This is a genomic window from Bradyrhizobium sp. ORS 278, from assembly GCF_000026145.1.
GTDB lineage: Bacteria > Pseudomonadota > Alphaproteobacteria > Rhizobiales > Xanthobacteraceae > Bradyrhizobium.
Genome location: NC_009445.1, coordinates 7,175,249 through 7,187,567, shown reverse-complemented (window position 1 = coordinate 7,187,567; position 12,319 = coordinate 7,175,249). Strand labels below are relative to the sequence as shown.

Below are 12,319 nucleotides of genomic sequence, written 5' to 3'. Positions count from 1 at the left end.
TACGTGCTGCGATGGGTTACAAAGTTGGGACCTACCTACGGGCACGCTCTCGGAGCACGACGCCGGATGACCCACGCGCAGCCTGCGGAAACAGCCTTCTCACCTGTCTATGCCGAGGACGACGTCGCCATCGCCGACCGTCTGCTGCGCGCCCAGGACGGCGCCGATCTTCCGGCCGTGAAGGCTTTGGCGCGGCGGCTCATCGAGGGCCTCCGCGCCAAGGCTTCGCGCTTCGGCGGGATCGACGATTTTCTGCAGGAATATTCGCTGTCGACCAACGAGGGTCTCGCTCTGATGGTGCTCGCCGAAGCGCTGCTGCGGGTGCCTGGCGACGACACGGCGGACCGGCTGATCGAGGACAAGCTCGGGCGCAGCGACTTCCTGCACCACGAGGTGAAATCGCATACGCCGCTGGTCACCGCCTCCGCATGGGCGCTCGGCCTCGCCGCCCGCGTGATCGCGCCGGGCGAGACGCCGGAGAGCGTGGTCGCCGGCCTCGCGCGCCGCCTGGGATTGCCGACGGTGCGCACCGCGGCGCGGCAGGCGATGAAGCTGCTCGGCAGCCACTTCGTGCTCGGTGAGACGATCGCCCAGGCGCTCGACCGTGCCAATTCCGGCACCGGCCGGCTGTTCCGCTATTCCTTCGACATGCTCGGCGAAGGCGCCCGCACCTCAGCCGACGCCGAGCGCTATAAGCAGTCCTATGCGGCGGCCATTGATGCGATCGGACGGGCCGCGGGCAATGCAGCTTTGCCGGAGCGTCCCGGAATCTCCGTCAAGCTGTCGGCGCTGCATCCGCGCTATGAGGAGATCAGCCGCGAGCGTGTGCTGCGCGAGCTGGTGCCAGTGGTGATCGATCTCGCCAAGCAGGCCAAGTCATACGACCTGAACTTCACCGTCGATGCCGAAGAGGCCGACCGGCTCGATCTGTCGATGGCGGTGATCGCGAAGGTCGTCGCCGATCCCGCGCTGGCCGGCTGGGACGGCTTTGGTCTGGCCATCCAGGCCTATCAGAAGCGCGCCGAGAAGGTCATCGCCTTCATTGTGGATCTTGCCGCAACGCATGATCGCCGCTTCATGGTCCGTCTGGTTAAGGGCGCCTATTGGGACACCGAGATCAAACGCGCGCAGGAGCGCGGGCTCGACGACTATCCCGTCTTCACACGCAAGGCGATGACCGATCTGAACTACCTCGCCTGCGCACGGCAGCTGCTGGCGAAGCGCGCTCGCATCTTTCCGCAATTCGCGACCCACAACGCACTGACCGTCGCGCACATCGTGCACCAGGGCGGCGGCAGCGGCGGCTACGAGTTCCAGCGCCTGCACGGCATGGGCGACCCGCTCTACGCGACCTTGCGGGAGCTGCATCCCGACATCGCCTGCCGGACCTACGCGCCGGTCGGCCAGCACCGCGATCTCCTCGCCTACCTCGTCCGCCGCCTGCTCGAGAACGGCGCCAATTCCTCGTTCGTGTCGGTCGCGGCCGATCCCAATGTTCCGATCGAGCAGCTCGTGACGAGCGAGGCCGAGATCATCGGCAGGCCCGAAGCCGCGCGTCATCCGCATATTGTGCGGCCGCGCGATTTGTACGGTCCAACGCGCCGTAACTCGCAGGGCATCGAGCTCGGGCATCACGCCTCGCTGAATGCCTTGCAAGCCGAGATCGCGCGAGCTGGCATCTCACCGGCGACGGCTGCGCCGATCATTGACGGGGTCACCCTGGGCGGCATGCCGCGCCGGCTCACCAGTCCGTTCGATCCTGGCGTGGTCGCCGGCAGCGTGATCGAAGCCGATGCTGCGGTCGCCGAACGCGCGATTGCCGCCGCCGTCGTCGGCCTGACGTCCTGGCGCATGACCAGTGCAGCCCAGCGCGCCAAGGTGCTGCGGCGCGCGGCTGACATGATCGAGCAGCGCCGCGCGCGCCTCATCCATCTGCTGGCGGTCGAGGCTGGCAAGACGATCGACGATGCCATCGCCGAAATCCGTGAGGCGGTCGACTTCTGCCGCTACTACGCCGCCGAGGGTGAAAGATTGTTCGGCGCCGAGCTGGGACTGCCCGGACCGACCGGCGAGTCGAATGCATTGCGGCTGCGCCCGCGCGGCGTCTTCGTTGCAATCTCGCCGTGGAATTTCCCGCTCGCCATCTTCATTGGCCAGATCGTGGCCGCGCTGATGGCCGGCAATGCCGTGATCGCCAAGCCTGCCGAGCAGACGCCGCTGATCGCGGCCGAGACGGTGCGGCTGCTGCATGAGGCCGGCACTTCGGTCTCGGCTCTGCAACTAGTTCCTGGGGATGGCGCCATTGGCGCCCACCTGGTCAATCATCCGGCGATCGCGGGTGTCGTCTTCACCGGCTCCTATGATACCGCGCGCGCGATCAACATCGCGCTGGCCAACCGCCACGGCTCGATCCTGCCGCTGATCGCGGAAACCGGCGGTATCAATGCGATGCTGGTCGACTCGACCGCGCTGGCCGAGCAGGTCACCGACGACGTCGTCACCTCGGCATTCCGTTCGGCGGGCCAGCGCTGCTCGGCGCTGCGGTTGTTGTGCGTGCAGGATGACGTCGCCGACGACATCATTGCGATGATCGTGGGCGCGGCGCGTGAGCTGCGGATCGGCGATCCCCGCAATGTATCGACCCACATTGGTCCGGTGATCGACGCGGAGGCCAAGGCGCAACTCGATCAGCACATCGCGCGCATGAAGGTCAGCGCTCGCGTCCACTACGCAGGATCTTCGCCGGACACCGGCTGTTTCGTGGCGCCGCATGTCTTCGAGCTGCAGCGGCCTGAGGATCTGGAGCAGGAGGTGTTCGGCCCAGTGCTGCACGTGGTGCGCTACCGCGGCGACGATCTCGAGCGCATGCTGCAGGCGATCGCGGCGAGCGGCTACGGCCTGACTTTTGGCCTGCATTCGCGCATCAGCCAGCTCGCCGACCGCGTCGGTCAGCTCCCGATCGGCAACATCTACATCAACCGCAACATGATCGGCGCCGTGGTCGGCGTGCAGCCATTTGGCGGTTGCGGGCGGTCGGGCACGGGGCCGAAGGCGGGTGGTCCTCACTACCTCGCACGCTTCGCCACCGAGCAGACGATGACGGTCAACACCGCAGCGGCCGGCGGCAATGCTGCGCTGGCCTCGCTGGGCGAGAAAGGATGATTCGCGATGGCGTTAGCCATCGGCGAGATAGCCGATCCAGTTCCTGAACAGGAGTTTTGCGGCATGACCGGCCGCAAGATCCGGGCGCAGCGTGAGCCCTGGCAGTTCGGCCGCCAGCGTCGGATCCCGCCGTGCCCTGGCCCTGATCTCGAACGTGTTCAGCACCGCCTCGCTCTCGGCGCTGAAATAGGATCTCGGCGGCCGCGGATAGTCCTCGCGCTGGCCGGCGAGATACCGTGCGATGTCGCGCATGTATTCACGCTGCAGCGACAGCGCGTCATACTCGGGGTGACCCTGGAAGAACACGAAGCGGCTCGGCATCGTGCGTGCGAAGATGTCGACGCCGACCTCGGCGGACCGGGTCAGGATGTCGTAGCCGCGCTCCGCCAGCAGCGGCTCGTTGACGGCGTTCAGCCGCGAGTGCGGCACCTGCAGCGGCGCGTCGATGCCGTGGGTCAGCCAGTCGTCCCGAACCTTCACGCAGTCGAAGACGCCGGAGCATTTCGAGGCCAGCCGCTGCCGCTCGATGTCGTCGAGATGCAGCACCGCGGCATGCGCGGCGAGGCAGGACCAGATCGTCGTCTTCGTGTTGGTCCTGGCCCAGTCGACGATCGCGGCGAGGTCCGGCCAATAGGACTCGTCGCGGAGTCTTGCCGCGACCGGCTCGGCGCCGGTGACGATCAGGCCGTCGATGTCGAGGCCATCGAGCCGGTCGATGTCGGTGTAGGTCTGGGCAACGTGGCTGCTGGCCATAGGCGAACGTGCAATCGACGGCAGCGAGAAGCAGTGCAGGCGGATGCGAACGTGCCACGGCGCGGCTTGTTGCAGCAGCCGTGCGATTTGGACATCGGTTGCCTTCAGCGCGCTGTCCGGCATGTTGTTGACGAGCCCGATCGTCAGCTCGATCGGGTCGCGCGCGCGACGGTCGCCGCCGGCGGGCGCGAGAGCAGGGCTCTTGATCCTGCGATCTCCGTCGAACAGCAGGGTCATCGGCTGATCGCTCTACTCCGCCGCGTCCAGCTGACGCGGGCAGGCCAGGGCCAGCGCCTGGTCGAGATCTTCGATGATGTCGTCGATATGCTCGATGCCGATCGACAGCCGGATGGCTTCCGGCGGCACGCCGGCCTTGCGCTGGTCCTCCGGCGGCATCTGCCGGTGCGTCGTCGACGCCGGATGGCAGGCGAGCGACTTGGCATCGCCGATATTGACCAGCCGCGTGATCAGCTTGAGTGCGTCGTAGAACGCCTTGCCGGCTTCCAGGCCGCCCTTGATCCCGAACGTGAACAGCGAGGAGGCGCGGCCGTCGAGATATTTCTGCACCAGCGGATAATACGGACTGTCGGGAAAGCCCGCGTAGTTGACCCACGCGACGCGCGAATCCCTGTGGAGAAATTCGGCGACCTTGCGCGCGTTCTCGACGTGACGCTCCATGCGCAGCGCCACCGTCTCGATGCCCTGCAGCAGCAGGAAGGCGTTGAACGGCGACAGCACCGCGCCCATCGTGCGCTGATAAACGCTGCGGGCCCGCTGGATATAGGCGCTGCGGCCGAAATGGTCGGTGTAGACCATGCCGTGATAGGAGGTGTCGGGCTGGCTGAAGGCCGGGAAGCGATCGGCGTGATCCTTCCAAGGGAAGTTGCCGCTGTCGACCAGCATGCCGCCGAGCGTGGTGCCGTGGCCGCCGAGAAATTTGGTCAGCGAGTGCACGGCGATGTCGGCGCCGTAGTCGAACGGCCGCAGCAGGATCGGCGTTGCGACGGTGTTGTCCACGATCAGCGGCACGCCATTGCGATGCGCGACCTTTGCCAGCGCCTCGATGTCGCACACATTGCCGGCCGGATTGCCGATCGTCTCGGCGAACACGGCCTTGGTGTTCGCGTCGATCAGGCGTTCGATCGCGTCGGGCTGGTCGCTCTCGGCAAAGCGGCCGGTGATGCCCTGGCGCGGCAGAATGTGGCCGAGCAACGTGTGGGTCGTGCCATAAAGCTGCGGCACCGAGACGATGTTGCCGCCGCCATCGGCGAGATTGACGAACGCGAAATGCAGCGCGGCCTGGCCGGTGCCGACGGCGAGCGCGCCGACACCGCCTTCAAGCTCGGCGACACGCTTCTCGAGCACGGCCGTCGTGGGATTGGAGATGCGGCTGTAACGGTAGCCTTCGACTTCGAGATTGAACAGGGCGGCGCCGTGGTCGGCACTGTCGAACGCATAGGCGGCGGTCTGATAGATCGGGACCGCAACGGCCTTGGTCGTGCCCTCGGGCTCGTAGCCGGCGTGGATTGCAATCGTCTCGTTGCGCATCGGCAATCTCCGTGCCGCTTCGATCGACGAAGCGGTCTGCACGTCATCCGCGAGTACCGATGTTGTAGGAGTGTAGGCGTAAAGCGGTCCATAATTCGCGACAACAACGACGAAATAACCCTAACGAGATGTCGCCGACAAACGTCGAATTAACTCAAATCCCTGGCGTGCAGCAGCGATTGGATCTGACGCCCGATCAGCTCGAGTGCCGGCTTGGCCTGCGGCAGCAGCGCGCCGAGCGCATGGAAATTGTGAACCATGCCGTCGTGACAGACATGCGCCACCGGGACGCCGGCCTGCTTCAGCCTGGCGGCATAGGCGTTGCCTTCGTCGCGCATCGGATCGAACTCCGCGGTGTGGATGACGGCGGGTGGCAGGTTGGAAAAGTCAGCGCCGCACAAGGGTGAGATCCGCGGATCGCGGAGGTCTGTTCCTTCTGGAAGGCAGTCGGCGAGGTCGGCCTGCCAGATGGCTGCATCGACCAGATAACCGTTTCCGAACAGCTCCCGCGATGGCCAGGCTCGCGAGAAGTCCAGCACGGGACAGATCAGGCACTGCGTCGCGATCCTGAAGCTTGCAGTGCTGCCGAAATATCGGCAGACGGCCGCAGCGAGTGTCGCGCCCGCGGAATCGCCTCCCACCACGATCCGGTCGCGGTCGAGGCCGAGCGCGTTCGCGTGATCGACGGCGAACTGGACCGCGGCAACCGCGTCGTCGAACGCTGCTGGAAACGTGTGTTCCGGCGCAAGCCGGTATTCGATCGAGAGCAGACGGCATTTGCTCGCAGCGGCGAGCGCCGCAGCGAGGCGGTCATGGGTCTCGATGCTTCCCGCGACGAGCCCGCCACCATGAAAGTAGACGAAGCCGGAACGGCGCGCGTCGGTCTCGACCGCCTCGTCGGTCGGCGTGTACAGGCGGTAGCGCAGCGGACCCGCGGGCCCGAACAAGTGAGCGTCCTGCGTCGTCACCACGCCGACATCGTTGCGTGCGAACTGCATCAGCTTCGCGAGCGACTGCCGGCGGTGCTCTACGCTCGGGCGCTCCCGCTCTTCCGAGCCGGTCGCGGCCACCATCGACAGCAATCGCCGGGCACGAGGGTCGAGCGGCATGGGGGTTCCAGGTTAACCAAGGCGATCGGCATTGTGCTAGCCAAGCGTGTATCGATCATGAGCAGCGCATCGGCAAGCAGATCCTTAAAATCTCCACGCCACAACGGCAGGATCAATTTCTGTCGAACGGGAGCTCCCCCATGACCCATACCGTGAAGCCTGTCAGCTATTCGCAGACCTGGACGTTCTTCGACGGGGAATGGCGCGAGGGCAATGCGCCGATCATGGGTGTTCGCACCCATGCGACCTGGCTGGCATCGACCGTGTTCGACGGCGCGCGCGCCTTCGAAGGGGTGGCACCCGACCTCGACCGTCACTGCGCCCGGGTCAATCAATCGGCGCTCAATTTCCGGCTCAAGCCGGTGGTCGACGTGGCGACCTGGATCGGGCTGGCCCACGAGGGCATCGCGCGGTTCGGCGCCAATGCGGAGCTCTACATCCGCCCGATGTACTGGGCGCAGCACGGCGCAGGCGGCGGCGTGCTGTTCGATCCCGAGACGACCAATTGGTGCCTGTGCATCTACGAGGCGCCGATGCCGCAGCCGACCGGCAATGCGATCACGCTGTCGCCGTTCCGGCGGCCGACTGCCGAATGCGCGCCGGTCGATGCCAAGGCGGCGTGTCTCTATCCGAACAATTCGCGCGCGTTGATCGAAGCGGCCTCGCGCGGCTTCAACAATTGCCTGATGCTGGATCTGCTCGGCAATGTCGCCGAGTTCGGCAACGCCAACGTATTCATGGTCAAGGACGGCGTCGTGTTCACGCCGGTGCCGAATGGCACCTTCCTCAACGGCATCACCCGCCAGCGCGTGATCGAGCTGCTGCGCGGCGACGGCGTCAGCTTGGTCGAGACAACGCTGCGCTACGAGGATTTTCTGAGTGCCGACGAGATATTCTCATCGGGGAACTTCGCCAAGGTCGCGCCGGTCATTCGCATTGACGACAGGATCCTGCCGATCGGCCCGGTGTTCAGCCGTGCGCGGCGATTGTACTGGAACTATGCGCATGCGGTCAGGGCCGCCGCTTAGGTCAGGGGCCATAGAGCGGAAGCTCGGTATCGCTGAGATCGCCGAGCCGTGGCGGTTGCGGTCCCTTGATGTACTTCCGGCCGCGGCGCTCAGTGTAGACGCCGATGAGCCCGGCCACGGGGCCGTTGGCATCGATGAGGACGGACATGTACCCGCGAGGCAGCAGATAGCGGCCGATCGCCGCAGCGCAGGCGATGTAGTCGGATATGTTGCGGCAATAGACCAGCTGCATCGCAGGAAGTGCAAAACGTCCCTGCCGGATGCGAACCTGCTGCAGCACGAGAGGAACCGCTTCGTGCTTCGATCTCACCACGACGCTGAGGCAGCCGTAGCGCGCATGGCGGATGAGGAGGTCGGCCTGGTCGGACGGAATTCCATCCGGAGGTGCCGCATCCGCTGTGATCGGATCGATGCGAGCTCTCATACCGGCGAACGACAACGTCGGCACGGAGAAGAACAGGCCCTTGCAATAGGCGCGAAAGCCCTGTGCCTCGATGATCGGCCAGGTCTGGCGCGCGGCGCTGATGTTGACGTAGGTCACCTCGGGCAGGCGCTGCGCGATGCGCGTGAGCATGGTCGCGTAGTTGCGAAACGTCGGCTCGACATACCAGCTCGACAGGTTGCACCAGATCTGTGGCTCGGACGCGCTACCGCGATCGCTGTAGATCAGCAGCAGCACGCCGACGGGTCGGCCGTCATTCTCGAGCAGATAGCCGTAGCGAGGATAGCCGTCGGGCGCCGCTCGCGTTGTCTGGCGGTGCAGGCCGTCGGACCAGTAGCGCCGCGGTCGCCGGGGAAAGCCGCGCGCAAGCAGATCGGCGACCGCATCCAGATCGGAGTCTCCAATCTCGCGGCACCGGATCAGCGGCTTGAGCGCGGTCATGAGGTGTCCTGAAAAACTCCGGAAGCGTCAGCCGACGGTGTCGGGCTGGCGCTCCAGCCGCAGCGCCTCGCGGACATGCGATGGCCAGCGCGCGAGGTCGATGCCATGGGTGTGGAACAGCGCGACGGCAAGGCGGTCCATCCCAAAGGCGACGCAGCCGGTATGCGCCGGCGCGGCATCGGCGTCGGCGATGCCCCAGGTGGTGCCGAAATGCTCGCGGTGATAGTTGAAGCTCATGCAGGCCGTTGGCTGCTCCTCGGAGCGCAGCGGTACCAGCAGCTCAAACTTCAGCGACTGCTGCTTCTGGCTGACGGCCTTCATCTGGCCGACCCGGCCGAAGAACGGATCGCTGGCGTGATCGACCCGGAACGACAGGCCGAGATCTCTTGCGATCGCCTGCGCCTTGGTCATCCAGCGGTCGCGGAAGGCCGAGACGTCGTCGGGCGTGCCGATGCAGACATATTCGCGCATCCGGAAAGACTGCAGCCGATCGAGATGCCGCGACGGCTCGCGCCGGAAGCAGTCGGCGGCAACGTCGAAGCGCAGGCCGCCGACCGGCAGCGCGCCGCGGCTGGCGGCGATCGGATAGACCGGATAGCAGGCGGCCGGCGACAGCACGAGATCGGCCGGCGACAATGATGTCGTCCAGTCGCCGCCTTTGTCGAAACGCGCGACGGCGTCGTGAATGTCGCGCTCGGTGCCGTGCAGTCCGCAGACGCAGCCGAGCAGATTGGGAAAACTCTTCAGATAGCCGGACTTTTCCAGCTGCGCCCGGCTCATGACCGGCGGGAAACGCATCACTTCGGTGCCGGGCTCGCGATGGTGCGTGATCAGCGCGGCAAGCTGCTCGATGACGCTTTCATACAGCCCGGTGCGGGCATAGACGCCGTCCGCGCCCATTCGGTGGAACAGCGCATCGGTGAGATGATCGAGGGGGTCGACCGGCTGAGGGGCAATCTCGGGCGACATCGGCAGAACGGGAATGGTCATTCATCAAATCCTGGTCGGAGCAAAGCCTGCTACGGGTAGATCATTCATAGAGCGAGGCGGGCACCGCACTCATCAGATTGGCGGTCGCGATGTTGGTCAGGATGCGGTCGTTGTTGATCATGATCGGCGCCGACAGCACGTCGCGCAGATGACGGCCGATCGAGAACTCGCCATCATTGCGATAGCCGGACAGGCCGCAGGCGCGCATCGCATGCATCACGGTCTCGACCGCGAGCTCGGAAGCCTGAACCTTGAGGAGGGTGATCGTCGACTGGAAGTCCAGGGAGGAGAGCGCCCGCTCGTCATATTCGTGTGCCGCGAACGCATCCATGGTGGTGACGATCATTGCGCGCAGCCGCGCCAGCGCCATCTTCGCCGCTGCGTAATGCGCCGCGGCTGGCGGCATCTGTCCGCCCGCGCCGCGGGCGGCCTTGCGGAGAAACCGTTGCGATCGCTGTACCGCTGCGGCGGCGATGCCGGCCCAGGCGGATGACCAGCAGAGGTGCGCGAACGGGGTCATGGTCTGGGCATGGATGCGGTCATAGGCCTCAGGGAACATCCGATCGGACGGGCAGTCCACCTTGAGCTCGAAGCCGGTCGAGCAGGTGCCGCGCATGCCCAGCGTCTCCCATCCGAGCGTGCGGGTGAGAGTGTAGTCGTCCTTGGTCAGGGCCAGCAGGACCTGGTCGGAGGCGGCGGCGCCGTCGGCGCGGCGGGCGATGGTGACGAGGCCGTCTGCCTCGGCGCCGTAGGAAATCACGGTTGCGTCGCGCAGCAGGCTGATGCGATCGCCGTCGTGGCCGACGGCCGCGGCGCTGGCGCGAATGTTGCCGCCATTCTGTCCTTCGGTCGTCGAGGAGGCCATCAGCAACTGCTCGGCGGCGATGCGGCGCATCAGCGATTCCATATAGGCATTGCCGCGGCCATGGCGCACGAGGCAAGCTACCTTGGTCTGGTGCATGGCGAAGATCATGGCGCTGGAGGCGCAGGCGCGACCGAGCGCGTAGCAGACGTCGGCAACGTCCTGGATCGAGGCGCTGAAGCCGCCGAATTCGACGGGGATCTGCATGCCGAGCAGCTTGTGCTCGCGGGCCGCGTCGATCGCGGCCTTCGGGAAGCGGCCGATGCGGTCGACCTCGTCTGCCTCGGCTGCAGCCTGGGCGACGACCGCGTTGGTACGCTGGACAAACAACGAGTTGCGATCGAGCAACAGGCTCTCCCGATCGGCGGAATGGGTGCGAAGCGCGGTTCCCTGGAGTGTCATGACCGATCTGTGCTCCGGATGTTGTCTTGTCGAGAGATCGCCACGCGCATGTCGCCGCGCGCATCGATGCCTGCACCACAACGCAGGGTATGGATTTGATTCAAATGCGTCGACGGAATTCAGGGTAAACGCCGTGGAATCCCGGGGCAGGGGTTAATTCCGAGTTGTTCCGATCAGCAGGATTGTCGTCATCGCGTTATCGTTAAAGCGAATTCACCAAGCTCAGGCATGCGCCGCGTAACCTTTTCGGCGGCGGAATGCGTTACGTCTCCCCAATCCGAGCGGCCGATGCACGTCGGTGGATCATCGCGCCGATGCGAGCAAGAGAGTTGGACATGTCGAGTTTCGAAGCCGATATTAGCAAGCGGGTCACGTCGCTGGTGCGTGACATCCTCGTGCAGAATTCGATCTCCGCCGAGGTCACGAGCGAGGCGAAGCTCGTCGATGTCGGCCTGACGTCGATGGACATGGTCAATCTGATGCTGGCGGTCGAGGCGGAGTTCGATTTCACGATTCCGCAGGAGCTGATCACGCCGGAAAACTTCCAGTCGGTGGCGACCCTCGAGCGTCTCGTGGCCGGACAACTGGCGGCTGCAAAGGCGGCCTGAACCCCGACAGGCATCCCGCGCGCCGCCCGCATCCCGGTTTTCAACGCAGTTCAAAACTGGCATTCTCGACTCCGATGGAGACGGGGACGTCATGACGAAGGCTGTGCTTGGCATTATCGGCGGATCAGGCATCTATGATCTGCCGGGGTTGGAAGACGCACACGAGGAGGCGATCGCGAGCCCGTGGGGCGAGCCGTCGGCGCCGCTGCGGCGCGGAACCATCGCGGGCCTGCCGATCGTGTTTCTGCCGCGTCACGACAAGGGACACCGGCTGTCGCCGTCGGACATCAACTATCGCGCCAATATCGATGTGCTGAAGCGGGCGGGGGTCACCGACCTCGTGTCACTGTCCGCCTGCGGCTCGTTCAAGGAGGAGCTGCCGCCTGGCACCTTCGTGCTGGTCGACCAGTTCGTCGATCGCACCTACAAGCGCGAGAGCTCGTTCTTCGGCAAAGGCTGCGTCGCGCATGTGTCGATGGCGCATCCGGTGTCGCCGCGGCTGCGTATCCATCTCGCCGCGGCGGCGGAGGCGGAAGGCATCGCGGTCGCGCGCGGCGGGACCTATGTCTGCATGGAGGGTCCGCAGTTCTCGACCTATGCCGAGAGTATGACCTACAAGGCGGCCGGCTATTCGGTCATCGGCATGACCAACATGCCCGAGGCCAAGCTCGCCCGCGAGGCTGAGATCTGCTATGCGACCGTCGCGATGGTGACCGACTTCGACTGCTGGCATCCGGACCATGACGCCGTGACGGTGCAGGACATCATCCGCGTGCTCACCACCAATGCCGACAAAGCCAAATCGCTGGTCGCGCGGCTCGCCCGTGAGTTTCCGCGTGAACACGAGCCGTGTCCGATCGGCTCCGACCGCGCGCTCGACACCGCGTTGATCACGGCGCCTGAGGCGCGCGATCCCGAACTCCTCAAGAAGCTCGATGCGGTCGCTGGCCGCCTTCTGCGCGGCTGACGGGAGA

The 12,319-nt window shown here is 65.6% G+C and carries 10 protein-coding genes; 4 read left to right on the top strand and 6 right to left on the bottom strand.

Features of this window, described 5'->3' with window-relative positions:
- The first annotated feature begins 66 nt into the window (after positions 1–66).
- A complete protein-coding gene (gene putA, locus BRADO_RS32120; protein ID WP_012030368.1) occupies positions 67–3,162 on the top strand; it encodes a bifunctional proline dehydrogenase/L-glutamate gamma-semialdehyde dehydrogenase PutA in 3,096 nt (1,031 codons plus the stop codon).
- 12 nt (positions 3,163–3,174) lie between these two features.
- Here the strand turns inward: putA and BRADO_RS32115 are convergent, their stop codons facing one another.
- The 3 genes from BRADO_RS32115 to BRADO_RS32105 all read right to left on the bottom strand — a co-directional run bounded on the left by BRADO_RS32115 (position 3,175) and on the right by BRADO_RS32105 (position 6,572).
- A complete protein-coding gene (locus BRADO_RS32115) occupies positions 3,175–4,152 on the bottom strand; it encodes a homoserine O-succinyltransferase (RefSeq protein WP_012030367.1) in 978 nt (325 codons plus the stop codon).
- A gap of 12 nt (positions 4,153–4,164) precedes the next feature.
- A complete protein-coding gene (locus BRADO_RS32110) occupies positions 4,165–5,463 on the bottom strand; it encodes an O-acetylhomoserine aminocarboxypropyltransferase/cysteine synthase family protein (RefSeq protein ID WP_012030366.1) in 1,299 nt (432 codons plus the stop codon).
- A 149-nt stretch (positions 5,464–5,612) separates the two neighbouring features.
- A complete protein-coding gene (locus BRADO_RS32105) occupies positions 5,613–6,572 on the bottom strand; it encodes an alpha/beta hydrolase (protein WP_012030365.1) in 960 nt (319 codons plus the stop codon).
- Between the two features lie 140 nt (positions 6,573–6,712).
- Between BRADO_RS32105 and BRADO_RS32100 the strand changes: the two genes are divergently transcribed.
- Positions 6,713–7,600, top strand: a complete 888-nt coding sequence (locus tag BRADO_RS32100) for a branched-chain amino acid aminotransferase (RefSeq protein WP_041757216.1) — start codon at positions 6,713–6,715, stop codon at positions 7,598–7,600.
- 1 nt (position 7,601) lies between these two features.
- Here BRADO_RS32100 and BRADO_RS32095 read toward each other — a convergent pair whose 3' ends face one another.
- Genes BRADO_RS32095 through BRADO_RS32085 form a run of 3 tightly spaced genes read right to left on the bottom strand, consistent with a single transcriptional unit; the run spans position 7,602 to position 10,737 of the window.
- Positions 7,602–8,483 carry a hypothetical protein gene (locus BRADO_RS32095; RefSeq protein ID WP_012030363.1) on the bottom strand — a complete coding sequence of 294 codons (882 nt, stop codon included), beginning with the start codon at positions 8,481–8,483 and terminating at the stop codon, positions 7,602–7,604.
- A 27-nt stretch (positions 8,484–8,510) separates the two neighbouring features.
- Positions 8,511–9,473 (bottom strand): amino acid--[acyl-carrier-protein] ligase, encoded by a 963-nt coding sequence (locus BRADO_RS32090; protein ID WP_012030362.1) that lies wholly within the window; start codon positions 9,471–9,473, stop codon positions 8,511–8,513.
- A gap of 40 nt (positions 9,474–9,513) precedes the next feature.
- Entirely contained in the window at positions 9,514–10,737 is a 1,224-nt protein-coding gene (locus BRADO_RS32085; protein ID WP_041757215.1) for an acyl-CoA dehydrogenase family protein, read from the bottom strand.
- Between the two features lie 335 nt (positions 10,738–11,072).
- Here BRADO_RS32085 and BRADO_RS32080 point away from each other — a divergent pair, with 335 nt between their 5' ends.
- Together BRADO_RS32080 and BRADO_RS32075 are read left to right on the top strand one after the other, a co-directional pair.
- Positions 11,073–11,345: a phosphopantetheine-binding protein gene (locus BRADO_RS32080; RefSeq protein ID WP_012030360.1), complete on the top strand. Its 273-nt coding sequence runs from the start codon at positions 11,073–11,075 to the stop codon at positions 11,343–11,345.
- Positions 11,346–11,436: 91 nt separating this feature from the next.
- Positions 11,437–12,312: an S-methyl-5'-thioadenosine phosphorylase gene (locus tag BRADO_RS32075; RefSeq protein ID WP_012030359.1), complete on the top strand. Its 876-nt coding sequence runs from the start codon at positions 11,437–11,439 to the stop codon at positions 12,310–12,312.
- The last annotated feature ends 7 nt before the right edge of the window (positions 12,313–12,319 follow it).

Excerpts from the sequence above, each read along its gene's own strand:
- BRADO_RS32085 (WP_041757215.1), bottom strand. The coding sequence starts at position 10,737 with ATGACACTCCAGGGAACCGCGCTTCGCACCCATTCCGCCGATCGGGAG.
- BRADO_RS32115 (WP_012030367.1), bottom strand. The coding sequence starts at position 4,152 with ATGACCCTGCTGTTCGACGGAGATCGCAGGATCAAGAGCCCTGCTCTC.
- BRADO_RS32110 (WP_012030366.1), bottom strand. The coding sequence starts at position 5,463 with ATGCGCAACGAGACGATTGCAATCCACGCCGGCTACGAGCCCGAGGGC.
- BRADO_RS32075 (WP_012030359.1), top strand. The coding sequence starts at position 11,437 with ATGACGAAGGCTGTGCTTGGCATTATCGGCGGATCAGGCATCTATGAT.
- BRADO_RS32105 (WP_012030365.1), bottom strand. The coding sequence starts at position 6,572 with ATGCCGCTCGACCCTCGTGCCCGGCGATTGCTGTCGATGGTGGCCGCG.
- BRADO_RS32100 (WP_041757216.1), top strand. The coding sequence starts at position 6,713 with ATGACCCATACCGTGAAGCCTGTCAGCTATTCGCAGACCTGGACGTTC.
- putA (WP_012030368.1), top strand. The coding sequence starts at position 67 with ATGACCCACGCGCAGCCTGCGGAAACAGCCTTCTCACCTGTCTATGCC.
- BRADO_RS32080 (WP_012030360.1), top strand. The coding sequence starts at position 11,073 with ATGTCGAGTTTCGAAGCCGATATTAGCAAGCGGGTCACGTCGCTGGTG.
- BRADO_RS32095 (WP_012030363.1), bottom strand. The coding sequence starts at position 8,483 with ATGACCGCGCTCAAGCCGCTGATCCGGTGCCGCGAGATTGGAGACTCC.
- BRADO_RS32090 (WP_012030362.1), bottom strand. The coding sequence starts at position 9,473 with ATGACCATTCCCGTTCTGCCGATGTCGCCCGAGATTGCCCCTCAGCCG.